Here is a 23260-nt window from a genome sequence, read left to right on the forward strand (position 1 = left end):
GCGCATCTCTTAGGCGATTAGCTCCCCGGGAACGCAAACCACCGATTGGCGCGCTCAGCGACCGCCGAAAGTTCGATCCGGGGCGAAGAGGGCGATCGGGTGCACCGTCCGGCCGGTGGTCGCCAGGTCGGCCAGGATCTCGCCGACGACCGGCACGAACTTGAAGCCGTGGCCGGAGAACCCGCACGCGACCGTGACGGTCGGGTGCTCCGGGTGCGCGGCGATCACGAAGTGCTCGTCCGGCGTGTTCGTGTACATACAGGTCCGGGCGCGCAGGAAACGCCCGGACGCGCCCGGCAGCACCCGGCCGAGATGCGCGCCGACCGCGTCGATCTCCGCCGGGTGCACGTCCCGGTCGATCGTCTCCGGCGTGCACACCACGCCCCGGCGGAAGAACGCGACCTTCACGCCGCCGTCCGGCCCGTCCAGCGCCGGGAAGCCGTAGATCTGGGTGCCGTCCGCGTCCTCCCAGATCCAGATCGGGTGCCGGTCCGGCGCGAAGTCCGCGATCGGCGCCCGTGGTGCGAACCAGTACTGCACCTGCCGCTCCACCACCAGCGGTACGCCCAGGCCGGCCAGCATGCGCGGCGCCCACGCGCCCGGCGCGACCACCAGGTGCCCGGCCGTGTAGCTGCCGGTGTCCGTGGTCACCCGCACGCCGGCCGCGCTCGCCTCCCACCGGGTGGCGGGCTCGCCGAACCGCAGCTCCGCGCCGGCCCGCGCGGCCAGGTCCAGGTGCGCGGCGACGGTGACCTCCGGGCGGACCAGCCCGGCCTTGGCCTCGAACAGCGCCACGTCGTCCGGTCCGGGGTCCGTCGTCGGGAACCGGCGGCGCAGCTCGGCCGCGTCCAGCATCTCGTGCGGCAGACCCCACCGTTCCGCGCTCCGCCGGGACCCGGCCACGGTCCGGCTGTCCGCCGGGCCGATCATCAGGCCGCCGCACAGCGTCATCACGTCCGCGCCGGAGTCCACCGCCAGCCGGTCCCACAGGTCATAGGCCCTGAGCAGCAGCGGTACGTACGCCGGGTCCTCGAAGTACGACTGCCGGGTGATCCGGGAGCCGCCGTGGCTGGACCCCTGGTCGTGCGCCGGGCCGAACCGCTCCAGCCCGAGCACCCGCTGCCCGCGCGCGGCCAGGTGATACGCCGCGGAACTCCCCATTCCCCCCAGACCCAGCACGATCACGTCGTAGGCCGGCATGCGTGTCCTCCCATCCATTCGGTCCCGGACCCCCGGGCGTCGAGCGAAGGAGCGCCCGCCGAGCACCTTCCCGCGGCGTACCGGATGTGCGAGTTGCCGCGCGGCTGCGGAACCGTGCCGTAGTCGTAGTCGAACTCCGACTCCAGCAGGCCGAGCCGGTTCCGCGGGCGGAGGACGCGCTCGTCACCGACGTCGCTCGGGCCGCCCTCGACCAGGCACACCCGCACGTCCGGGTCCTCGCTGAGCCGGCCGGCGAGCACCGGACCGGCCGTGCCGCCGCCCACGATGACGACGTCGTGGATGTCGGAGTCGGCGGCACCGGCCACGGAACACCTCGATTCGTCACGGGTGTCGCCACAGCTTCGGGGCGTACGGCCGGGGACGTCAACCCGGATCGGCGACCGTTACCGCCCGGAAACGCGGCGGCCCCGCGACCGGAGTGGTCGCGGGGCCGTGGCGGACGAGGATCAGCGGCCGGCCTCGACGACCGGGGCGCTCGCCGGGACCTCGAGCTTCTCGCCCAGATCCAGGCTGGAGCGGAGCTTGGTCGGCCTGAGGAAGATCGCGGCCAGGATGCCGATCACGCCGATCGCGGCCGAGATCAGGAAGATGTGACCGGTCGCGTCGCCGTACGCGGCGCGCACGATGTCCTGCACCGCCTCGGGCAGCGCGGCCAGGTTCAGCGCGCTGGTGCCGGAGTCGCCGCCACCGGCCGGGATGCCGGCCGCGGTCAGGTCCCGGGTGATCGAGTCGTTGACCCGGCGGGCCAGCACCGCGCCGAGCACGGAGACGCCGATCGTGCCGCCGAGCGAGCGGAAGAACGTGACCGTGGCGCTGGCCGCGCCGATGTCCTTCAGCGGCACGTCGTTCTGCACGGCCAGGATCAGGTTCTGCATGGAGAGGCCGACGCCCACGCCGACCAGCAGCATCGCGCCGCCGACCAGGTAGAGCGACGTCTCGTGGTCGATCGTGGAGAGCGCCAGGAAGCCGAGGACCAGCACGACCGTACCGGTGAGGATGTAGGGCTTGACGTTGCCGCTCTTCGTGATCATCCGGCCCGCGACGATCGAGGAGATCAGCACGCCGGCCATCATCGGGATGGTCAGCAGGCCGGCCTCGGTCGGGCTGTAGCCACGGCCGATCTGGAAGTACTGGCCGAGGAAGACCGCGCCGCCGAACATCGCCATGCCGACCGCGAGGCTGGCCAGGATGGAGAGCGCCGGCGTCCGCTGCCGCACGATGTTCAGCGGTACGATCGGCTCCGTCACCCGCGACTCGACCCAGACCGCGGCCGCGAGCAGCAGCAGGCCGCCGCCGACCATCGCGCCGGTCTGCCAGGACAGCCAGGCGAACGAGTCGTCGACGAACGAGATCCAGATCAGGATGACGCTCACCCCGGCCGCGATCAGCGACGCGCCCAGGTAGTCGATCTTCACGTCGTCCCGCTTGACCACCGGCAGCTTCAGCGTCGCCTGCAGCAGGAACAGCGAGATCAGCGCGAACGGGATGCCGATGAAGAAGCACCAGCGCCAGCCGAGCCAGTCGGTGTCCACGATCACGCCGCCGATCAGCGGCCCGGCCACCGTGGCCAGCGCCATCACGCCACCGAGGTAGCCGTTGTACCGGCCGCGCTCACGCGGCGGGATCATCGCGGCGATCGCCACCTGGACCAGCGCCTGCAGGCCGCCGACGCCGATGCCCATGAACGCGCGGGCCGCGATCAGCTGCGGCGTGTCCTGCGCGAAACCGCTCACGAACGAGCCGAGCAGGAAGATCACGATGGATACCTGGATCAGCGTCTTCTTGCTGACCAGGTCCGCGAGCTTGCCCCAGATCGGCGTGGTCACCGTGGAGGTGAGCAGCGTGGCCGTGACCACCCAGGTGTACTGCGTCTGCGAGCCGTTCAGCGAGCCGATGATCTGCGGCAGCGCGTTGGAGACGATCGTCGCGCTCAGCATCGACACGAAGAGCGCCAGCAGCAGACCGCTGAGCGCCTCCAGGATCTGGCGGTGACTCATCGGCGCCGCGGGCTGGGTGCTCGGCGCACCGGGGTCTCGGGTGCTCATCGCACCGGGTGCTTGGGTGCTCATCGCGCGTCCTCCTCGGACAGGTACGTGGTCATGTCCCGCGAGAAGCGGGCGAGCATGCGGGCGAAGTCGTCGAGTTCCACGGGGGTCCAGCCGCCCAGCGCCGCCGCGGCGACGGTGCGGTACCAGTCCTGCGTCTCCGCGATGGCGGCGCGCCCCTTCGGCGTCACGCTCAGCACGCTGGCGCGGCGGTCCTCGGGGTCCGGCGTGCGCGCGACGAGGCCGAGCGTGACCAGGTGCGCGACCGCGCGGCTGACCGTGGACGGGTCGAGGTAGGTGTGCGCCGCGAGTTCCTTCACGTGGCACTCCTGGCCGCTGAGCCGGTCCAGTTCCGCGAGCAGACCGACCAGCCCCGGCGGTACGCCGTCGGCGGGCCGGACCTGCTTGGCCAGGCGCAGCACCCGCTGCTGTTCCTGCAGCCGGCGGATCAGTTCGGTAGCCATCTCGGACGCCCCTCATGTGGTTGGCACATGCAAGCATCCTCCGAACTTGCCCACTGTGCAAGATTGCCCATTGGGAAACGGATCACACGGGCCGTACCCTTCTGCCCATGAATTCGCAGGCGCTCGGACTCCGGGAGCGCAAGAAGGCCGCCACCCGGCTCGCACTGCACGAGGCGGCGCTGCGGCTGGTGCTCCGCGACGGCCTGGCCGGGGTGACGGTCGAGGCGATCGCGGACGCCGCCGAGGTCTCCCGTCGCACGTTCTCGAACTACTTCGCCGGCAAGGAGGAGGCCCTGCTCCACGGCGACCAGATCCGGATGGGCACGTTCCTGGACACGATCCGGGCCCGGCCGGCCGGCGAGGCACCCTGGGTCGCGCTCCGCGAGACCATGGTGACGCTGCGCGACACGTTCGGCTCCCGCAGCCCCGGCGTCACGGCCCAGCTGCGCCTGCTGCGCAAACAACCCACGCTGGCCGGCCGGCAGGCCGCGATCTACGCCGAGGCGGAACAGGAGCTGGCCGCCGAGTTCACCGCGCGCGGCGCCGCACCCGGCCTCCCGGCCCGCGTGCTCGCCGCGACCAGCATGGCCGCGGTCCGCGTCGCCACCACCCAGTGGATCGAGGAGAACGGCGCCACACCACTACCCGACCTGATCGACGCGGCACTGCTGGTCATCCGGCCCGCGTTCCCCGACTAGGCCCCGCGTCGACCCGGACGACCGGACTGCGACCGGGCGGCGGGGCCGCGGCGTGGACGGCCGGGCCGCGGCGTGGACGGCCGGGCCGCGGCGTGGACGGCCGGGCCGCGGCGTGGACGGCCGGGCCGCGGCGTGGACGGCCGGGCCGCGGCGTGGACGGCCGGGCCGCGGCGTGGACGGCCGGGCCGCGAGCCGGACGGCCGGGCCGCGAGCCGGACGGCCGGGCCGCGGCGTGGAGGGCCGGGCCGCGGCGTGGCCCGGGTGCCGCCCGGCGGCACGTCGCGCGTCGCACGCGCAGCACCGGCATGCGGGCTTGCGCGCCTCGCTCCGGCCCGCACGTCGGTACAGGCGCTAAGATCTGCCGCTGTGGCGCGGATGACCCGGGCGGAGATGCAGGAGCACAACCGCCGCAAGGTGATCACCGCCGCACGCGCGGAGTTCCTGGCCCGCGGATTCCGCGAGGCCAAGATCGACGACATCGCGGAGCGGGCCGAACTGACCCGCGGCGCGGTCTACTCCAACTTCCCCAGCAAGCGCGCGCTCTACTTCACGGTGCTCGCGCAGGACGCGACCTCGTCCACGCTCCCGCAGGCCACCGACGTGCCCGGCACGGCCGCGGACGCGCTCGCCGCGTTCGCCCGCGCCTGGACCGGGCGGCTCCCGCTGAGCACCGACGCGCCCCGGCTGGACGCGGAACTGCTGCCCGAGATCGTCGTCGCCAGGTCACTGCACGAGCCGTTCGCCCAGCTCACCAACCTGGCCGCGATCACCCTCGGGATGACGCTGGAACCGCTGGAGGACGCCCGCGACCGCATGGTGCGCACCGCGGAGGTCGCGCTCACCACGCTCTACGGCGCAACCCAGCTGAGCACCGCGGCGCCGATCTTCACCGACCCGTTCGCGATCACCGCCTCGATCGCCCACCTCGCCCGGCTCGACCTCGGCGACGGCTGGCCACCCCCGCACCTGCCGCTCACCGCACCGGCGGTCCACACCGACGAACCATGGCCGGCCCCGGCCGCGATCGACGCGCTCCGCGGCACGCCGGCACCGTGGCAGACGGACGGCATCGTCGCGATCCTGGGCCTGCACCGCCTCGCCGCCGTCGAGGAAGCCCTGCGCGCCGCGGGAGACCGGCCGGTCACGCTCGTACTCGTCACCGGCGACCCGGGCGAACTCGGCCCACTCGCCCGCCTCTGCGTCGCCGACCTGGCCGCCTGCCTGCGGGCCACGGTGCCGGTGGCGGGACTGCCGCCACTGCACGTCGTGCACGACGAGACCGGGGCCGTCGCGTCGGCGGCGGGATTCCCGGCATCCGACGACGACACGGAGGCGGCGGTACGGCTCACGGATGGCCGGGTCACGGCGCGCGCGGCGGGATACGGCGCCTGCCACGCCGTGGCGTCTTCGAGCTGAGAGATGGGCGAACGGGGTTGCCGAGCGAGTCGGTGATGATCGGGCGGCTGGTGGCACTTCGACGGTGACCGGCTGGCCGGCTGACGAGGAACCGGCTGACTGACTTGCCGCCTTGCCGCCTTCAGGCCTTGCCGCCTTGCGGGCTCGCGGGCCTTGGGCTGCGGGCTGCGGGCTGCGGGCTGCGGGCTGCGGGCTGCGGGCCTCGCGACCTCGCAGGGGTCTTACCACCTTGCGCGCCTTGCCCGCCTTGCCGCCTTGCGCTCCTTACGCGCCTTACGGCGTGCCTTGCCGCCTTGCGTGCCTTGCTGCCTTGCCGGGCTTTGCGAGCTTGCCGCCTCGCGGCCTTCCGGCCTTGTGGGCTGCGACTGCGGACTTCCACCTTCCGGTCTTCCGGTCTTCCGGTCTTCCGGTCTTCCGAACTGCGGACTGCGGGAAGCTGGCGTAAATGCGGCGATCGGGCGCTTTGCACCCGATATTTCGGGCTATTGATGGCTATTGGACTGTGGTTGCGTTAAGGGCTGCCCCCGGCGGATCTCGGGCTCCGGTGCATGGCGGGGGTTCCGGCGGTTTGGTGTCCGTGGGGCCGGCTGTTTTTTCGTGGCGGGTGTGGGTTGCGTCTGTGGGCCGGGATGCTCCGTCTGCCGTCGCCCAGGCGAAGCCGAGCAGATCTTCGGCAGGGCCGCCAGCCTGGTCGGTGGTCGGCAGGGGCGGCGCTGGCGCGCCGACCCTGCCTTGGCTGCGGACTCGCCGGGTGTGGCGGCCCTGCCGAAGATCTGCACCCCAAGGGTGGTCGACGGCAGACGGTGCATCCCGGCGGTGCCGGTTCCGTGCTGGCGCACGTGAATGAAAACCATCACGGCTATGTTGGCGGCGCTTCTGTCAGTTATTTGAGGGAATGTGTCAACGACTCCGAGTCATATTCTATACGCGCTTGGACGCACTCGCCAATGGATGGCGTCCCGAGACGGAAGGTCTTGTGTCGCAGATTATGAACGACATCCTGTAGGCCAGGGAACGCATGAGGGACGGCATTGATCTACGACCTGTGGGAGGATTCTTCTATGCGGCAGATGCAGTTTTTCACCTCGGCGGAATTGGCTGTGATGCGGGATCGGACCAAATCTCGGAATTATTCTGCTGCGGGGGATGAATTTCGTCGGATACATCAGCGGCAGCGCGATTGGGGGAAGCGCCGCGGGCATATTGATCGGCTGCGCCGGGTGCGAGGTTGTTCTTATGCCGAGGCTGTGGCGGCCGTTGACGGCGTGCGCCGTGGAGCATCGCCGGAGCGTGACCGTGACCCTGCGGCGCCACAGGCATCTCCGCACGACCGCGCGGATGCCACACCGCAGGTGCCCTTACCTGACGACAGGCCCGCCTCACCACAGACACCTTCACCTGACCGGGCAGCCATCGCACCACAGGCACCCGCACCTGACCGGGCAGCCACCACACCCGCACCTGACCAGCCAGCCACCACACCACAAGCACCCGCACCTGACCGGGCAGCCACCACACCACAAGCACCCGCACCTGACCAGCCAGCCACCACACCGCAGGCGCCTTCGCCTGATCACTCACCCACGGCGTCGCAGAGGGTCCGTACCAAGATCGGTGTTTCCGGCTCTTCGGTCAGTAGGTTTCGGCGGCCGGCCAGCGGTCACCGAAGGTGATGGCGAAGGCGTTCAGCACGGGCTTCCAGCGGATCGTCCATCGTGCGCGGCCGGCCCCGGTCGGGTCCAGGCTGCGGGTCACAAGATACAGGCATTTCAACGCGGCCTGCTCGCTGGGGAAATGCCCGCGTGCGCGAACAGCACGACGGTAGCGGGCGTTCAATGATTCGATCGCGTTCGTCGAACAGATCACCTTCCTGATCTCGACGTCGTAATCGAGGAACGGGATGAACTCATCCCACGCGTTACGCCACAACCGGATCATCGCCCGGTATTTACTCCCCCATTTCTCCTCGAGGTCGTCCAGAGCGGCGAGCGCGGCGTCGGCGTTGACCGCCGTGTAAATCGGTTTGATGTCGCGTTTGATCGCGTCGGCATCCGCCCGGGAGGTCAGACGAAAAGTGTTCCGGATCAGATGAATGATGCAGGTCTGGACGATCGCTTGCGGCCACACCGCCTCGACGGTGTCCGGCAGCCCTTTCAGCCCGTCGCAGACGACGAAGAACACATCCCGCACGCCACGGTTCTTCAGATCCACCAGGACACTCATCCAGAACTTGGCGCCCTCGCCACCGGAGCCGGACCACAACCCCAGGACGTCTTTGTGGCCGTCCACGGTGACCCCGATGGCCGCGTAGACCGGCCGGTTGGCGACCTGGCCGTCACGGACCTTGACGACGATGGCGTCGATGAACACGGCCACGTAAACGGCATCGAGTGGCCGGGTCGACCATTCCGTCATCTCCGCCACGACTTTATCGGTGATCCGCGAGATCGTCTCTTTCGACACCGACGCACCGTAGATCTCCGCAAAATGCGCGGAGATCTCCCCGGTCGTCATTCCCTTCGCATACAACGACAACACGATCTCGTCGACCTCGGTCAGGCGCCGCTGCCGCTTCTTCACGATCTGCGGCTCGAACGTCCCTTCCCGATCTCGCGGCACGTCGATACGCACCTCACCGGCCGCATCCGAGATCACCGTCTTGCCGCGGCTGCCATTGCGCACATTCGTCGACTCACGCTCCGGCGATGCCTGGTTCTTCGCATGACCGAGGTGTTCAGTCATCTCCTCGTTCAACGCCGCCTCGAGGACATTCTTGGTGAACAGCTTCAACAGGCCGTTCGGACCGGTCAGTTCCAGCCCGCGCGCCTTCGCCTCGGCCACCATCGCCGCCGCAGCGGCCTGCTCCGGCGACAGCTGCCGCCCGTCACCCTCGATCTTCTTCCGTGGACTCACAACGTTCGATGTCATCACTCACGGTGCCCATCCCGCCAGGACTTCAGCCCGGCGTGTCGGGCCGGAAACACCCCTCGTGGCACAGTCCCGTCGCAGATGGCGAAGCGTGATCACGTGGCTGTGGGGCGGCGGCGGAAGGCGCTGGGGGCGGGGCAGGGGACGGGCCGTGTTCCGTGGTTGCGCGGACGCTTCGGGACGGTCGCCGTTCGGGCCGGCTGTCAGGCGGGTGTCGTGGTGACCGGGAATGGTGGCGGAGCAGCGGGCACCGGGCCTTCCGGCAGGGCGGGTGCGGAGCAGCGGGCACCGGGCCTTCCGGCAGGGCGGGTGTTGACTGCCGCGCCGGGCCCGGACGGGCGCCGAGAATCGAATCTCGCCATTGCAGGCCACGCGGTCTTATTATGGCACGGAAACAATATCCGGCGCAGCGCCCCGCGTAATAAATAAGGTCATGACGAAATCGGCGCGGGATCGCCGACCGTGGCGTGCTCTGCACCTTTCTTCCGGACATCAGAGGGGCTGGTTCCAGACCCGAGAAGGAAAGCGCCGAGTCCGATCGCCGTCGTCGTTGAATGGCGTGGCCGGCGGTGGAGGGTGCGGCTAGTGCAGCGTCAGGACGTGGGCGTTTATCCGCCGCACCTCGTCGGCGAGGTCCTCCAGTTGCACCACCTGCACGCCGCAGGCGGACAGCAGTGCGGCGCCGTCGCCCTCGACGAAGACCGGGGGTTCGCGCAGTGCGTAGACGACCCGGGGGATGCCGGCCTCCAGGATCAGTTCGGCGCAGGTGCGCGGGTGGGATGCCCGGCGGCTGCACGGCTCCAGCGAGCTGTAGATCGTCGCGCCGGTCAGGTCCGTGCCGCGCAGTTTGCGCAGTGCGGTCTCCTCCGCGTGGTCGCGTGGGCCGCTCTCCCGCGAGTAGCCGGTGGCCAGCTCGCGGCCGTCCGCGCCGACCACGATCGCGCCCACCGCGAACGCGGTCTCGGAGACCGGGCACAGCCGGGACAGCTCGACCGCGCGGCGCAGCCACAGCAGGTCCGGTGTCACACCGGCACCTCGAAGCGGTCGGTGAGCAGGTAGCGCAGCAGCACCACGTCGTCGATCTTGCGGACCTCGGCGACGGTCATCCGCCGGTCGGACGGCCAGGGCAGCGCGCCGCCGCCGGCGAACCGGGGCGCGGCCGGGTCGCCGACCAGGAACGGCGCGACCACGAGTTGCAGCTCGTCGACGAGGCCGGCGGTGAGGAACTCGGCGTGCACGGCCGCGCCGCCCTCGACCATCAGCCGGTGGACGCCGCGGGCGGAGAGGTCGGCGAGCACCCAGTCGAGCGCGACGTCCGGCCCGGCGTCGATCACGGTGGCCAGGCCGTCCAGCGACGCGGACAGGGCCGCGAAGGCGGACGAGGCCGTGTAGACCAGCTTGGCCGCGTCGCCCGCGGTGAAGAAGTGCGCGGCCGGGTCGAGCACGCCGGAGCGGGTCAGCGTGACCTTGACCGGTGACGGCGGCTGGCTGCGCGCGACCCGGTCGCCGCGGCGGATCCGGGAGCGGACCACGAGCCGCGGGTTGTCCCGGCGGACCGTGCTGGCACCGACCAGGATCGCATCGCAGGTGGCGCGGATCAGGTCGACGCGGTCCAGGTCGGCGTCGTTCGACAGGACCAGGCGCTCGGCGGACGCGTCGTCGATGTAGCCGTCGACCGACATCGCGCAGCTGAGCAACGTGTAGGGACGCTGCGACCCCATGGCACAACCCCCCGGCGCCGGACGAACTCGACAGCGCAAGCGTAGTGGCCCGGCCGGGGCGAAAAAGCGCTTATGCCCACGTGACGCGCGTCAAAAAGCGAGCGAGCGGTCCGCCGCGAGCAGGCGATCCACCGAGTCCGCCGTGATCGGCCGGGAGAAGTGGTAGCCCTGGCCGAGCTGGCAGCCGAGGTTCCGCAGCAGCCGGGCCTGTTCCGCGGTCTCCACGCCCTCGACCACGGTGCCGAGCGCGAGGCTGCGGGCCAGGTCGATGATCGCCCGGATCAGCGAGACCTGCTGCAGGCCCTCGGGACCCTCGACCGGCACGAACGCCTTGTCGATCTTGATGCTGTCGATCGGCAGGTGCTGCAGGTACGCCAGCGAGGAGTAGCCGGTGCCGAAGTCGTCGACCGCCACCTTCACGCCCATCTTGCGCAGCGACGTGAGGTGCGCGATCGCCGCGCCGCCGCCGTCCGCGACCAGCACGCTCTCGGTGATCTCCAGGGTGAGCGCGTGCGCGGGCAGTCCGGAGTCCCGCAGCGCCTCCCGGACGACCTGCTCGAAGTCCGGCTCGCGCAGCTGCCGCACGGAGACGTTGACGGACAGCCGCACGCCGTACCGGTGGTGCCAGGCGACCGCGTCCAGGCAGGCACGGCGCAGCACCCACGCGCCGAGCGGCACGATCAGGCCGGAGTCCTCCGCGACCGAGATGAACTGGTCCGGCGGGATCGGCTTGCCGTCGCTGGGCGTCCACCGCACCAGCGCCTCGACCGACACGGTGTGCTCGTCGCTCAGGTCGACCAGCGGCTGGTAGTGCACGGCGAAGTCGGCGCGGTCGATCGCGGCGCGCAGCCCGTCGACCGTGCGGGTCCGGTGCAGCTGGTCGGCGCGCAGCCGCTCGTCGAAGCTGACCACCCGGTCCTTGCCGGCCGCCTTCGCCGCGTAGAGCGCGAGGTCCACGTCGCGGAGCATCTCCGACGTGCTGAGCCGGGAGTCGAGCGTGCGCAGGCCGACGCTGGCCGTGGTGTGCAGTCGGTGGTCGCCGACCTCGACCGGCTGCCGGACCAGCTGGACCAGCTTCTCGCCGATGGTGACCGCGTCCAGGTCGACGACGTCCTCCAGCAGCACCGCGAACTCGTCGCCGCCGAGCCGCGCCAGCGTGTCGCCGGAGCGCAGGCCGGCCTGCAGCCGATCCGCGATCACCGCGAGCAGCGCGTCGCCGGTCGGGTGCCCGAACCGGTCGTTGATGTCCTTGAACCCGTCCAGGTCCAGCATGATCAGCGTGGCCGGCGCCGGCCCGCTGAGCGCGGCCTCGACGCGCTGGCGCAGCAGCAGCCGGTTCGGCAGGCCGGTCAGCGGGTCGTGCAGCGCCTGGTGGCTGAGCTCGTCCTGCAGCGATTCCTGCCGGGCGAGCGCGCGCTCCAGCGCGGCGCCGCGGCGGTCCAGCGCGCGGGCCCGGGACTCCGCCAGGCTGGCGATCTGGGTCAGGCGCGTCACCAGCAACAGCAGCGTGACCGCGGTGGCGGCCATCGGGACCACGACGTCGTGACCGTCGATCGAGCCGGAACGCAGCTCGGTCAGCAGCGAGGCCGTGGTGGCCGCCGGCACGATCAGCACCAGCGCCAGATAGCTGGCGAACATCCAGTGCGGGTGGGTACGCCGCACGTCGGAGAGCCGCCCGCCCGCGCCCATCGCCGGGTGCAGCGCGGCCGCGCCGACCAGCACGGCCGCGGCCAGCCAGCACAGCGACGCGGGCAGCAGGTCGACCCATCCGTCGCCGCCCTCCACGATGTGGATGAGGACCATGGTGTCGCCGAGCGTCTGCGCGACCGTGGCACCGACCGCGAGCAAGCTCCAGCCCGGGCGCCCGCTGCCGATGACGGCGAGCCGGACCGCGCCGCACAGGATCAGCAGATCCATCAGCGGGTACGACAGGGAGAACAGCCCGGCCGTGGTCAGCCGCGCGTCGTGGCTGTTGAGCAGCGGGTCGAACAGCATCGTCCAGTAGAGGACCGCACCCGCGCAGGCGAAGATGCCGGTCTCCAGCAGCCCGGTCCGCCAGGCGCCGCGGCCGCCGCGCTCCGGCAGCGCCATCATGCCGACCAGCAGCAGCGGGTACATCAGGAAGTAGAACGCGTCCACCGGGCCCGGGTACGGCGGGTGCACGCCGGCCACGGCCAGCCCGAGCCAGGTGACGTTCGCGATCATCGGCACCGAGACGCCGGCCAGGATGCACCACCAGGGCAGCATCCGACGCGGGCGGTGCAGCCGGATCCCGGCCACGACCGCGGCGACCGCGACGATCTCGCCGCCGAGCAACGCGAACGGTCGCGCCGCGGGCAGGGTCACGGCCACGCCGGCGAGGGCGCTGCTGCCGAGCACGAACCACAGCCACAGGTGTGGCCGCGTCCGGGACGGGCGCTCAGCGATCGTCACACCGGCCTCCGGTCTGTCTCGGTCTTCGCTTCCGGCAGCCACCATCGGCCGTACCGTGGGCGACATATGTGGTTTTCCGGAAAGCGTGGTGGTGGCCATCACGGTTGGTCACCGGGACAGAGCCGCTATAGTCGGGAATCGCGAAGGGGAGTAGCTCCCAATGTCGTGGTCGACATACTGACGGCGTCGTGCTGACGTCGTCCGGCCACGCGGCCTCGGTCTCGCGACCGGGGCGGGCGAGACCTTCGACTCTGGCTGTTGCACGCCTGTGCGCAGGACACACAGCCGGGTCGAGGTCGCCCGTGCCCTGGATCCGGCTCAGAAGGACCGGAAGGGCTTCATGGAAGGCTTCGTAGTCGCATTCCTCGTCAGCTTCGGCGTCATCTTCGTCGCGGAGCTGGGCGACAAGTCGCAGCTGATGGCGATGACGTTCGCGCTGCGCTACCGCGCGTGGCCGGTGCTGCTCGGCATCACGATCGCCACCGCGGTCGTGCACCTCGCCTCGGTCGGCATCGGCTACGGCCTCGGTGCCGCGCTGCCGACCGGCTGGATCGCGCTGATCTCCGGCATCGCGTTCATCTTCTTCGGCGCGTGGACGCTGCGCGGCGACGCGCTGACCGACGACGAGAAGAAGAAGGCCGAGCGCTCGACCGGGTCCGCGGTGCTGGCGGTCGGCGTCGCGTTCTTCGTCGCGGAGCTGGGCGACAAGACCATGCTGGCCACGATCACGCTGGCCACCCGGTACGGCTGGTTCGGCACCTGGCTCGGCTCCACGCTCGGCATGGTGGCCGCGGACGCGCTCGCGATCGTGGTCGGCCGCCTGCTCGGCCGGCACCTGCCGGAGAAGGCCATCAAGATCGGTGCGGCCGTGCTGTTCGCGCTCTTCGGCGTGTGGATGATCGCCGAGGCCGTCGCGGAGCTCACCTGACCGGTGCCGGGCGTCGCCCAAGTCGTCCCGGTCGCCCCGGCGGCCCCGGACGGCGCCCGGCTCACCCGGCGAGGAAGCGGCTGTAGAACGCGGCCAGGTCGTCGCGCAGCCCGTCGGCCGAGTACCGGTCGCGGATGTGGTGGTACGCCAGGCGGCCCATCGCCCGTACCCCCGCGGGGTCCTGGTCGTAGGTCTGCAGCGCCTGCTCCGCGCGCTTGGCGAAGGCGAGCACGTCGTCCTCCGGCACCGGCACGCTGAACATCTCGTCGAAGAACTCGCGCCCGGCCAGCCCGGTGAAGCCGACCACGTAGGCGCCGCTGGCCATCGCCTCGGCCGGCGGCAGCCCGAACCCCTCGCGCTCGCTGAAGCTGAGGAAGATCGGGGCACCGCGCAGCAGTTCCGCGACGTGCGCCTCCGGTACGCCGTCGACCGGCACCAGTTCCCAGCCGGTGAGCGCGCCGCGCGCCCGCAGCAGGTGCAGCACCTGTTCCGCGTCGGCCCGGCGGCGGCGCGGCAGGTACGCGACGCGCCGGGCCGGGATCTCGTCGCGGTCGCCGGGGAAGAACAGGTCGGTGTCCACCACCACCCGCGCGCGCCCGACCGGCAGGTGCGGGAACGCGTACCGGAGGAACTCCTCGTTGTCCTCGGAGACCGCGAGCAGCGCCAGCACGTTCGGCACGCCGGCCAGCGGCGCGCCGGCCGGCGTGGAGTCGAACGGCTGCTGGTCGAACGTCCGGTACGCGTTCTGATTGAAGATCACCTTGCGCAGTTCCGCGGGCAGGCGGCCGAGCGCCGGCCCGTACCACTCCGCCACGACCAGCAGGTCCGCCGGGGTGAGCACGGTGTCCGCCGCGGACTCCACGCGCGTGCTGTTGGCGAACCAGTCACACCGGAACCCACGCTCGTGGTGCAGCACGGCCGCCGCGGTGCCGGACTCGTTGAGCAGGTCCACGTGCCGGTAGATCTGGCGCAGCCCACCGCTCGGCCGCGGATTGTCCGGCGTCAGGTAGTAGACGGTCGGCGGCCGGCCGGGGACGGAGTCGGCGGTGCGCAACGCGGGTGGCTGCCGCACCTTCAGGTCGGACGCGCGCTGGACCGCGTGGGCCACCCGCCGTGCCGCGCCCATCACCATGCCGCCACCCCTTCGTCACCTCGGCCGCACCTCTGTCACTTCAGGTCGAACCGGGTGAGATCGTAGCGGCGCATGATGTTGATCAGGTTGTCCGCGTACGTCGGCGAGGTGGCGTACCCGGCCTTGTGGATCGCCCGGGCGAACCGCTCGGGCGCGTAGTCCCATTGGAACGCCGGCGCGTACCGCGGGTTCACGGTCAGGAAGCGGCCGTGGTCGACCATCGAGCCGGACGCGTTGCGGTACGCCCGGAACGACGCCCGGGTCCGGAAACAGGTCTTCTTGTTGCACTCGCTGGTCTCGTACGACCGGCAGCCGACCGCGATCCCGGCCGGCGAGCCGAAGCACTTGATCCCGAAGTAGTTGTGGTCGCGCCGGGTCAGCCCGCTGCCGCCCCACCCGGACTCCAGGATCGCCTGCGCGATCGTCACGGACGCGGGCACGTTGTACCGCCGCATGCCCTCCTGGGCCGGGCCGGCGACGCGGGTGATGAACGCCTCCGGCGTGGCCGGCGGCACGGTCGGCGGGGCCTGCCCGCACCACGGCAGCGTCGGTGAGGACGGCCAGACCACGTTCGCGTCCGCCACGTACCCGCCCTCGGCCAGTTTGTTCCAGGCCGCGCTCCGCCGCTGGGTGCCGGCCACCGACTCGCCCCAGTCCTGGCAGACCACGTGCAACGACTCGCCGTTCCTGATCTTCCGGAGTTCCCGGCCGCCGGTGTTGGAGACGGACCGGACGTTGAGTCCCGGCGCGTCACCGGGCCGCGCGATCGGCACGGTCGCGGCGGTCGGACCGCACCAGGCGACGTGCGGCCGCTCCGGTGTCCACCGCACGTAGGCGTCGGAGACGTATCCCCCGCCGGTCAGGCGCAGCCAGTACGGGCTGTTCCGGACGCCGCCCGCGACCTGCTCACCGAAGACCTGGCAGCTGACGGTGATCGCGGCGCCGTTCGCCAGCGCGCCGACCTTCCGGTGCGCGCTCGACCCGCCGGAGCGGACGTTGAGCGGCGTGTCCGGGCTGTGCACGGTGCTGCTGACCGTGGCGCCGAGCGCCTCGACCGGCGCGCCGCCGAGCGCGGCCACCGTACCGGCCACGGCCAGTGCGACCGGGCCGACCGTGCGTATGCTCACCGTTCCCCGGTTGCGGGCCCTTCTCCGATGCCGCCCGCCACCCGTTCGCAGGTGGCGAGCCGCGGAACCGCTGCGCATGCCGGTTCCCCCTTCCCGACATAGACGAATCCGCCACCGAGCGTAAGCGCCTATTCGGGTGACAAGAGGGGAAATTCCGGAAATCAGCTCTTGATCTCGACGGGCAGATACAGCGCGGAGCGGCGTACCCCATCGTGGAAGATCTCGCGCTCCGCGGACCGCAGCGCCACCGCGGCACCCAGCGGCTCACCGGTGCCCGGGTTGCGCGACCAACGCGGATGCGCACCGCCGCTGACCTGCACGCGCAGCCGGTGACCGGCGCGGAACACGTGCCCGATCGGCCACAGCGGCACGGTCACCCGGGTCACCCCGTCCGCGTCCTCGTCGAAGCGGCCCGGCTCGACCCGCACCAGCCCGTCACAGACGTTCCGGGACACGCCCGCCCGATCCACCTCACACACCCTGACGAACACATCACGGTACGGATTGGAGCTGCGGTCCCAGATCTCCGCGTGCACCGGCCCGATCGCGGTCAGGTCGTGCTCCAGCGGCGCGCCGGTGTAGGTGAGGACGTCGGGCCGCGCCTCCAGCGGCGCGTTGTCCACCGGCCCGGACCGGTGCGCCATCAGCACCGGACCGCCGATCGACGGCGTCGGGTCCGCCGGGTCGTAGGTGAACGTGTCCGGCGCGCTCTCCCCGGCCGGCGCCGCGCCCAACTCCCGATCCGGCCGCAGGTACCAGGCGGTGGCGCGGTAGGACGGCGGCCAGCTGTCCCGGTGGCCGCCGCGGCCGGTCAGCGTGACGTCGACCGTCCCACCGGGCGGCGGCGTGCCCGCGCCGGTCAGGTGCCCGGTCAGGAACGACACGCCGACCCGGACCGTGGCCGCGAACAGTCCCAGGCTGCCGTGCGTCCACGGCCCGACCGTCAGGCTCGGCCGGTGCCCGGCCCCGTGCAGCACCGCGAAGTCGTCCAGCTGGGCCGGCAGGAAGATGTCGTGCCAGCCGGCCACCATCATCACCGGCGCGCTCACCTCGGCCAGCCGCTCGCCGAACACCCGGTCCCGCCAGTACTCCGCGCCGGCCGTGTGCTCGGCCAGCCACTGCTGGAAGAACGGCACCGTGCCGCCGGTCGCCACCCGGTCCGCCTCGGACAGCGGCAGGTGCGCGAACCCGGCAGCCAGCCGCGGCTGGCCCCGGCGCAGCTCGACCAGGCGGGCCAGCGCGGGGTCGGTCTGCGCCTCCAGCAGCTCGGTCCAGGTCAGCACCGTGTCCAGCGAGAACGCCTCGCCCGCGTAGGTGAGGTCGCGCATCGCGGCCGTGGTCACCACCGCGACCACGGCCGCCAGGTCCGGCGCCGCGTCGGCCGCGATCGCCCAGTGCGCGGCGCCCTGGTAGCTGACGCCGATCAGGCCGAGGCGGCCCGCGTACCACGGCTGACGGCGCAGCCAGGCCAGCGTGTCCAGGCCGTCGTCACGTTCGTGGATCAGCGGCTCGAACCGGCCGCCCGAACCGAAGGTGCCGCGACACGACTGGACCACCGCGTGCACGCCACGCTCGGCCAGCAGCCGGCCGAGCAGCGCCACCACCGTGCCCCGGCCGTACGGCGACCGGATCAGCACTGCCGGCCCGTCGTGACCGGGCGAGTAGTGGTCGGTGCGCAGGATGACACCATCACGGGCCCGCACCGACAGATCGCGTCTCACCCCGACCGCGCGCCGCACCGGCCTGGGCAGGCCCAGCCCGGTCCCCAGCACCGCCGTCACCACCGACTCGAGCACCCCGAACCTCCGATCGTCCGCGGGCTGTTTACCCAGCCGAGCCGGATTCTCCCGTGCGGGCCGGCGACGGCACACGCCGCCGCAGCGCCCGGACGACCAGCAGCGCGCCCACCCCGATCCCGGCCACGGCCAGCACCGCGCCGGTCGCGCCGCCGAGGACCGCGGACATCCGCCGGTACGACTCGCCGGCCAGGTAACCGGCCACGACCGAGACACCGACCCAGCTGACCACGCCCGCGAGATTCCAGGGCAGGAAACGGCGGTACGGCAGGCCGCTGCTCCCGGCCAGCCGCGGCGCGAGCGTGCGCACGAACGCCACCCAGCGCACCGGCAGCATCGCCCGGGCGCCGTGCCGGGTCATCAGCGCGTCCGCTCGGGCCCACCGCGCGGCGCCGACCCGCCGGCCCAGCGCCCCCGCCCGCAGCCGGGGCCCGTACCGGCGCCCGGACCGGAACGCCAGCGAGTCACCCGCCGCGGCCGCCGTGATCATCACCACCAGCGCGACGCCGAGATGCAGCCGGTCCTGGAACGCCAGGAATCCGACAAGCAGCAGCGTCGCCTCGGCCGGCACGGTCAGGCCGACCAGCGACGCGGTCTCCAGCAGCACCAGCCCGGCCGCGACCAGGTAGATCAGCGTGGGCGGCAGGTCGGACAGCCGCTCTACCAGGCCTTCCACGGCACCCCCGAGGTCATCCGGACAGCATCGCAAGACTCAGTTGTCACACTCGACTCGGGATCGACCCCCGATTAGGCGATTGGATCGCAGGTTGGGGACACTAAAGGTATGCAGACCCGCTCCGACCTCCGTAACGTCGCGATCATCGCCCACGTAGACCACGGCAAGACCACGCTGGTCGACGCCATGCTCACACAGGGTGGCGCGTTCTCCGCCCGAGCCGAGGCCGCCGACCGGGTCATGGACTCCATGGACCTGGAGCGCGAAAAGGGCATCACCATCCTGGCGAAGAACACCGCCGTGCGGTACGTGCCCCCGACCGGCGACCCCGTCACCATCAACATCATCGACACCCCCGGCCACGCCGACTTCGGCGGCGAGGTCGAGCGCGGCCTGACCATGGTCGACGGTGTCATCCTGCTCGTCGACGCGTCCGAGGGCCCGCTCCCGCAGACCCGCTTCGTGCTCCGTAAGGCGCTCGCCGCCCGCATGCCGATCATCCTGGTGATCAACAAGGTGGACCGGCCGGACGCCCGGATCAAGGAGGTCGTGGACGACACCTACGAGCTCTTCCTCGACCTGGACGCGGACGAGGAGCAGATCGACTTCCCGATCGTCTACGCGTGCGCGCGCGACGGCATCGCCTCGCTGACCCAGCCGGCCGACGGCACGGTGCCGGAGGACAGCGACTCGCTGCTGCCGCTGTTCACCACGCTGCTGAACACCATCCCGGCGCCGTCGTTCACCGAGGGCGCGCCGCTCCAGGCGCACGTGACGAACCTGGACGCCTCGCCGTTCCTCGGCCGGCTCGCGCTCTGCCGCGTGCACGAGGGCACGATCAACAAGGGCCAGACCGTCACCTGGTGCAAGACCGACGGCACCATGTCGAAGGTCCGCATCTCCGAGCTGCTGATGACCGAGGGCCTGGAGCGCAAGCCGGCCACCTCGGCCGGCCCGGGCGACATCATCGCGGTCGCCGGCATCCCGGAGATCATGATCGGCGAGACGCTGGCCGACGCGGAGAACCCGGTCGCGCTGCCGCTGATCACGGTCGACGAGCCGGCCATCTCCATGACCATCGGCACCAACACCTCGCCGCTGGTCGGCAAGGTCAAGGGCGCCAAGGTCACCGCCCGCATGGTCAAGGACCGGCTGGACGCGGAGCTGATCGGTAACGTGTCGCTGCGCGTGCTGCCGACCGAGCGCCCGGACGCCTGGGAGGTCCAGGGCCGTGGCGAGCTGGCGCTGGCCATCCTGGTCGAGCAGATGCGCCGGGAGAACTACGAGCTGACCGTCGGCAAGCCGCAGGTCGTCACGAAGGAGATCGACGGCAAGGTCTGCGAGCCGGTCGAGCGCCTCACCATCGACGCGCCCGACGAGTACCTCGGCGCGATCACCCAGCTCCTCGCGACCCGCAAGGGCCGGATGGAGCAGATGGTCAACCACGGCACCGGCTGGATCCGGATGGAGTGGCTGGTCCCGGCGCGTGGCCTGATCGGCTTCCGCACCGAGTTCCTCACCGACACCCGCGGCACCGGCATCCTGCACCACGTCTTCGAGAAGTACGAGCCGTGGTTCGGCGAGCTGCGCACCCGCAACAACGGCTCGCTGGTCGCGGACCGCTCCGGCCCGGTCACCGCGTTCGCGATGACGAACCTGCAGGAACGCGGCAGCCTCTTCGTGGAGCCGTCGACCGAGGTGTACGAGGGCATGATCGTCGGCGAGAACTCCCGCTCCGACGACATGGACGTCAACATCACCAAGGAGAAGAAGCTCACCAACATGCGGGCTTCCACCTCCGACGAGACCGAGAAGCTGATCCCGCCGCGCAAGCTCTCCCTGGAGCAGGCGCTGGAGTTCTGCCGCGAGGACGAGTGCGTCGAGGTCACCCCGGCCGCGGTCCGCATCCGCAAGGTGATCCTCAACCAGCAGGAGCGCGCCCGCGCCACCGCCCGCCGCAAGCACTCGAACTGACCTCCCGCCCACCGGGCGGCAGCCCGGTCGCGGCGAGCCAGGCGTCGTGCATGCCGTTCCCACGGCGTGCACGACGCCTGGATCACGAGAGGGCCGGCGCGGACCCGGTCACCGCGGCACCGCCCGCGCCGCACCGCACCACGACGAAAGCGCCCCGCTCACCGATCTCCGGCGAGCGGGGCGCTTTTCGTCGTTCGTAGGCGACCATCCGCGCGTTCGTGGGGCGATCACCGCGTGCTCGCCGGAACCACCACGCGTTCGTGGCGACCACCGCGTTTGTGGCGACCACCGCACGCTCGTGGCGACCACCGCGTGTTCGTGGCGACCACCGCACGCTCGTGGTGAGCACCACGCGCTTGTGGCTAGCCCTGCGGGGTTTGTGGCGAGCACCGCGGGTTTGTGGTGACCACCCGCGGATCCGGCAGGGAGGCCGCCCGCGGCCGACCGGTGCCCGCGGGAGCATGCGGGCCGAAACCGGCCGGGAGCGGGAAAATCCGGTCGTTATGCCTTGAGAACCGGCTCGTCGGTCGACTCTGCGGCCTTGCGACGGGCCTCCTTGCGCTCGTCGGCCGCGGTCTTGACCAGGCTGGCGACGGTGGCGATGACCAGCGTGCCGAGGATGACGACCAGGGAGAGCCAGATCGGGATCGTCGGGGCCCACTCGATGTGCTCGCCACCGTTGATGAACGGCAGGTTGTTCTCGTGGAGCGCCTCGAGGACCAGCTTGACGCCGATGAACGCGAGGATGATCGCCAGGCCCTTGGAGAGGTAGACCAGGCGCTCGATCAGGTTGCCGAGCAGGAAGTAGAGCTGGACCAGGCCCATCAGCGCGAACACGTTCGCGGTGAAGACCAGGTAGGGCTCCTGCGTGATGCCGAAGATCGCGGGAATCGAGTCCAGCGCGAAGATCAGGTCGGTGGTGCCGATCGCGATCATGACGATCAGCATCGGCGTGAACATGCGGCGGCCGGCGAGCACCGTGGTCAGGCGGGCGCCGTCGAAGTTCGGCGAGATCGGCAGCGCGCGGCGGCTCCACCGGATCAGCACGTTCTCCTTGAAATCCTCGGCCTCCTCGTCGAGCCCCTCCCGCGCGAAGTTGATCGCGGTGTAGATGAGGAACGCGCCGAAGATGTAGAAGACCCAGGAGAACTGCGTGATCAGCGCGGCACCGGCGGCGATGAACGCACCGCGCATGACCAGCGCCAGGATGATGCCGACGAGCAGCACCGTCTGCTGGTACTGCCGGGGCACCGCGAAGCGGCCCATGATGACCACGAAGACGAACAGGTTGTCGGCGGACAGGCTGTACTCCGTGAGCCAGCCCGTGTAGAACTGCCCGGCGTAGGACGGCCCGGCGAAGAGCCAGACGCCGACGCCGAAGAGCAGTGCCAGCCCGATGTAGATGCTGACCCAGATCCCGGACTCGCGCGGGGAGGGTTCGTGCGGGCGGCGCCCGATCACGACGAGATCGATGATCAGCACGACGGCCATCGCGGCCAGCGTGACGGCCCAGACCCAGGCGGGTACGTTCAACGGAATCCTCCGGCAGACACAGCACTTCGCCGCAGCGGCCACTTCTTACCTGAAGTAAGAAGATACCCACTCACGGCTATGCGCACTCGTATGTGACTGTCCGGAGGTCTCTTCCGCCACGGGATGGCATGGTCCGTGACCGACGGCGCCGGGAGTCCACCCGTCTCCGGGTTTCCGCCGTGCTGACGACACCGCCGTAAGGGGAATACTCCCCTCCTTCGGGCGCAATTGTGCCTCATTCCGGTGACGCCGGGAACGGGGACCCGCAGTGCCGCTCGACACGCTCCGGGATCCGAGGTTCGCCCCGCTCCGTCACGCCGCCTCGGTCATCCTAGGAGGCTAGGTGCATTTCGGTCGTGCGAGACTGCCGGCATGGTTCTTGAGGTTGCGTTGATCGACGTCGTGCCCGGGCACGAGGACGCGTTCGCGGCTGCGTACGCGAAGGGGCACCCGATCCTGGCCGGCGCGCCCGGCTGCCGCTCCGTGCGGATGACCCGGGGCATCGAGACGCCGGACCGGTTCGTGCTGCTGGTCGAGTGGGACTCGGTGGCCGCGCACGAGGAGAACTTCCGCGCCACGGACCGCTTCGGTCAGTGGCGGGCGCTGATCGGGCCGTTCTTCGCCGGACCGCCGCGGGTCGAGCACTTCACCGACGTCCCGGCCTGATCCGACCCACCCGCTCGCGCCGGATGCGCCGGTCGCATTCGACATTGCCGGCCGCGTCCGACACCGCTAGCTGCGTGCGACAACGCCGGCCCCGTCCGGCAGCGCCAGCGTGCGTCCGGCGACGCCAGCGTGCGTCCGGCGACGCCAGCGTGCGTCCGGCGACGCCAGCGTGCGTCCGGCGACGCCAGCGTGCGTCCGGCGACGCCAGCGTGCGTCCGGCGACGCCAGCGTGCGTCCGGCGACGCCAGCGTGCGTCCGGCGACGCCGGCCACGGAGAGAGCCGGTCCCCCTGCCAGGGGCCCGGCTCTCCGCTTGTGCTGGTCAGCCCTTGATCCGCGCTACGAACGCCCGCCAGGCCGGCCCCGCGAACCGGAGCCGGGGCCCAGGGTCCTTGGAGTCCCGGACCGCGATCGTTCCCGCGCTCGCCGCGACCTCGACACAGTTGCCGTTCGCGTGGCTACGGCTGCTCTTCACCCAGCCAGTTCGACGTGCTCCCATCGCC

General features: G+C 71.2%; 19 protein-coding genes. 5 read left to right on the forward strand and 14 right to left on the reverse strand.

From position 1 onward, the window contains the following. Positions 1-54: 54 nt before the first annotated feature. The 4 genes from solA to J2S44_RS08445 all read right to left on the reverse strand — a co-directional run bounded on the left by solA (position 55) and on the right by J2S44_RS08445 (position 3730). Positions 55-1200 carry an N-methyl-L-tryptophan oxidase gene (gene solA, locus J2S44_RS08430; RefSeq protein WP_310410467.1) on the reverse strand — a complete coding sequence of 382 codons (1146 nt, stop codon included), beginning with the start codon at positions 1198-1200 and terminating at the stop codon, positions 55-57. Then, positions 1182-1526: a lycopene cyclase family protein gene (locus tag J2S44_RS08435; protein WP_374727814.1), complete on the reverse strand. Its 345-nt coding sequence runs from the start codon at positions 1524-1526 to the stop codon at positions 1182-1184. Before J2S44_RS08435 ends, solA begins: the two co-directional genes overlap by 19 nt. 141 nt (positions 1527-1667) lie before the next feature. Next, complete coding sequence (locus J2S44_RS08440; protein WP_374727964.1) at positions 1668-3266, reverse strand: MDR family MFS transporter; 1599 nt, start codon at positions 3264-3266, stop codon at positions 1668-1670. 20 nt (positions 3267-3286) lie between these two features. Beyond that, on the reverse strand, positions 3287-3730 hold the full coding sequence (locus J2S44_RS08445) for a MarR family winged helix-turn-helix transcriptional regulator (protein ID WP_310410469.1): 444 nt from the start codon (positions 3728-3730) through the stop codon (positions 3287-3289). A 107-nt stretch (positions 3731-3837) separates the two neighbouring features. Between J2S44_RS08445 and J2S44_RS08450 the strand changes: the two genes are divergently transcribed. Continuing rightward, positions 3838-4428, forward strand: coding sequence for a TetR/AcrR family transcriptional regulator (locus J2S44_RS08450; RefSeq protein ID WP_310410471.1), 591 nt, complete (start codon positions 3838-3840; stop codon positions 4426-4428). Between the two features lie 375 nt (positions 4429-4803). Continuing rightward, positions 4804-5844 (forward strand): TetR/AcrR family transcriptional regulator, encoded by a 1041-nt coding sequence (locus J2S44_RS08455; RefSeq protein ID WP_310429528.1) that lies wholly within the window; start codon positions 4804-4806, stop codon positions 5842-5844. A 1632-nt stretch (positions 5845-7476) separates the two neighbouring features. Here J2S44_RS08455 and J2S44_RS08460 read toward each other — a convergent pair. The 4 genes from J2S44_RS08460 to J2S44_RS08475 all read right to left on the reverse strand — a co-directional run bounded on the left by J2S44_RS08460 (position 7477) and on the right by J2S44_RS08475 (position 12926). Further along, entirely contained in the window at positions 7477-8757 is a 1281-nt protein-coding gene (locus J2S44_RS08460; protein WP_310410473.1) for an IS256 family transposase, read from the reverse strand. Positions 8758-9354: 597 nt separating this feature from the next. Further along, positions 9355-9798, reverse strand: coding sequence for a deaminase (locus J2S44_RS08465; RefSeq protein ID WP_310410475.1), 444 nt, complete (start codon positions 9796-9798; stop codon positions 9355-9357). Continuing rightward, on the reverse strand, positions 9795-10493 hold the full coding sequence (locus tag J2S44_RS08470) for a RibD family protein (protein WP_310410477.1): 699 nt from the start codon (positions 10491-10493) through the stop codon (positions 9795-9797). Before J2S44_RS08470 ends, J2S44_RS08465 begins: the two co-directional genes overlap by 4 nt. Positions 10494-10583: 90 nt before the next feature. Continuing rightward, a complete protein-coding gene (locus J2S44_RS08475; RefSeq protein ID WP_310410478.1) occupies positions 10584-12926 on the reverse strand; it encodes a putative bifunctional diguanylate cyclase/phosphodiesterase in 2343 nt (780 codons plus the stop codon). A 340-nt stretch (positions 12927-13266) separates the two neighbouring features. Here J2S44_RS08475 and J2S44_RS08480 point away from each other — a divergent pair, with 340 nt between their 5' ends. Then, positions 13267-13854 (forward strand): TMEM165/GDT1 family protein, encoded by a 588-nt coding sequence (locus tag J2S44_RS08480; RefSeq protein ID WP_310410480.1) that lies wholly within the window; start codon positions 13267-13269, stop codon positions 13852-13854. Positions 13855-13915: 61 nt separating this feature from the next. On the opposite strand, the gene J2S44_RS08485 is transcribed toward J2S44_RS08480, so the two are convergent. The 4 genes from J2S44_RS08485 to J2S44_RS08500 form a co-directional block, all read right to left on the reverse strand. Beyond that, complete coding sequence (locus J2S44_RS08485; RefSeq protein WP_310410482.1) at positions 13916-14986, reverse strand: glycosyltransferase; 1071 nt, start codon at positions 14984-14986, stop codon at positions 13916-13918. A gap of 35 nt (positions 14987-15021) precedes the next feature. Continuing rightward, positions 15022-16113 carry a sporangiospore maturation cell wall hydrolase GsmA gene (gsmA, locus tag J2S44_RS08490; protein ID WP_310410484.1) on the reverse strand — a complete coding sequence of 364 codons (1092 nt, stop codon included), beginning with the start codon at positions 16111-16113 and terminating at the stop codon, positions 15022-15024. 161 nt (positions 16114-16274) lie between these two features. Continuing rightward, positions 16275-17909 carry a CocE/NonD family hydrolase gene (locus J2S44_RS08495; protein WP_374727815.1) on the reverse strand — a complete coding sequence of 545 codons (1635 nt, stop codon included), beginning with the start codon at positions 17907-17909 and terminating at the stop codon, positions 16275-16277. A gap of 28 nt (positions 17910-17937) precedes the next feature. After that, the gene (locus J2S44_RS08500; protein ID WP_374727816.1) at positions 17938-18585 is read right to left on the reverse strand and encodes a DedA family protein; all 648 of its coding nucleotides are present in this window, start codon (positions 18583-18585) and stop codon (positions 17938-17940) included. A gap of 108 nt (positions 18586-18693) precedes the next feature. On the opposite strand from J2S44_RS08500, the gene typA reads away from it, so the two are divergent. Further along, entirely contained in the window at positions 18694-20559 is a 1866-nt protein-coding gene (gene typA, locus J2S44_RS08505; RefSeq protein WP_310410486.1) for a translational GTPase TypA, read from the forward strand. Positions 20560-21060: 501 nt separating this feature from the next. On the opposite strand, the gene J2S44_RS08510 is transcribed toward typA, so the two are convergent. After that, positions 21061-22050, reverse strand: coding sequence for a TerC family protein (locus J2S44_RS08510; protein WP_374727965.1), 990 nt, complete (start codon positions 22048-22050; stop codon positions 21061-21063). 414 nt (positions 22051-22464) lie between these two features. Here J2S44_RS08510 and J2S44_RS08515 point away from each other — a divergent pair, with 414 nt between their 5' ends. Beyond that, entirely contained in the window at positions 22465-22758 is a 294-nt protein-coding gene (locus tag J2S44_RS08515) for an antibiotic biosynthesis monooxygenase family protein (protein WP_310410489.1), read from the forward strand. 321 nt (positions 22759-23079) lie between these two features. Here the strand turns inward: J2S44_RS08515 and J2S44_RS08520 are convergent, their stop codons facing one another. Beyond that, the gene (locus J2S44_RS08520; RefSeq protein WP_310410491.1) at positions 23080-23256 is read right to left on the reverse strand and encodes a DUF397 domain-containing protein; all 177 of its coding nucleotides are present in this window, start codon (positions 23254-23256) and stop codon (positions 23080-23082) included. Positions 23257-23260: the final 4 nt, after the last annotated feature.

Origin of the sequence: Catenuloplanes niger (genome assembly GCF_031458255.1) — a bacterium.
Lineage (GTDB): Bacteria > Actinomycetota > Actinomycetes > Mycobacteriales > Micromonosporaceae > Catenuloplanes > Catenuloplanes niger.

Bases quoted from the DNA above. Each gene is read 5' to 3' on its own strand.
- J2S44_RS08450 (WP_310410471.1), top strand. From the start codon at position 3,838: ATGAATTCGCAGGCGCTCGGACTCCGGGAGCGCAAGAAGGCCGCCACC.
- solA (WP_310410467.1), bottom strand. From the start codon at position 1,200: ATGCCGGCCTACGACGTGATCGTGCTGGGTCTGGGGGGAATGGGGAGT.
- J2S44_RS08480 (WP_310410480.1), top strand. From the start codon at position 13,267: ATGGAAGGCTTCGTAGTCGCATTCCTCGTCAGCTTCGGCGTCATCTTC.
- J2S44_RS08440 (WP_374727964.1), bottom strand. From the start codon at position 3,266: ATGAGCACCCGAGACCCCGGTGCGCCGAGCACCCAGCCCGCGGCGCCG.
- typA (WP_310410486.1), top strand. From the start codon at position 18,694: ATGCAGACCCGCTCCGACCTCCGTAACGTCGCGATCATCGCCCACGTA.
- J2S44_RS08455 (WP_310429528.1), top strand. From the start codon at position 4,804: ATGACCCGGGCGGAGATGCAGGAGCACAACCGCCGCAAGGTGATCACC.
- J2S44_RS08515 (WP_310410489.1), top strand. From the start codon at position 22,465: ATGGTTCTTGAGGTTGCGTTGATCGACGTCGTGCCCGGGCACGAGGAC.
- J2S44_RS08520 (WP_310410491.1), bottom strand. From the start codon at position 23,256: ATGGGAGCACGTCGAACTGGCTGGGTGAAGAGCAGCCGTAGCCACGCG.
- J2S44_RS08445 (WP_310410469.1), bottom strand. From the start codon at position 3,730: ATGGCTACCGAACTGATCCGCCGGCTGCAGGAACAGCAGCGGGTGCTG.
- J2S44_RS08485 (WP_310410482.1), bottom strand. From the start codon at position 14,986: ATGGTGATGGGCGCGGCACGGCGGGTGGCCCACGCGGTCCAGCGCGCG.
- J2S44_RS08510 (WP_374727965.1), bottom strand. From the start codon at position 22,050: ATGGCCGTCGTGCTGATCATCGATCTCGTCGTGATCGGGCGCCGCCCG.
- J2S44_RS08470 (WP_310410477.1), bottom strand. From the start codon at position 10,493: ATGGGGTCGCAGCGTCCCTACACGTTGCTCAGCTGCGCGATGTCGGTC.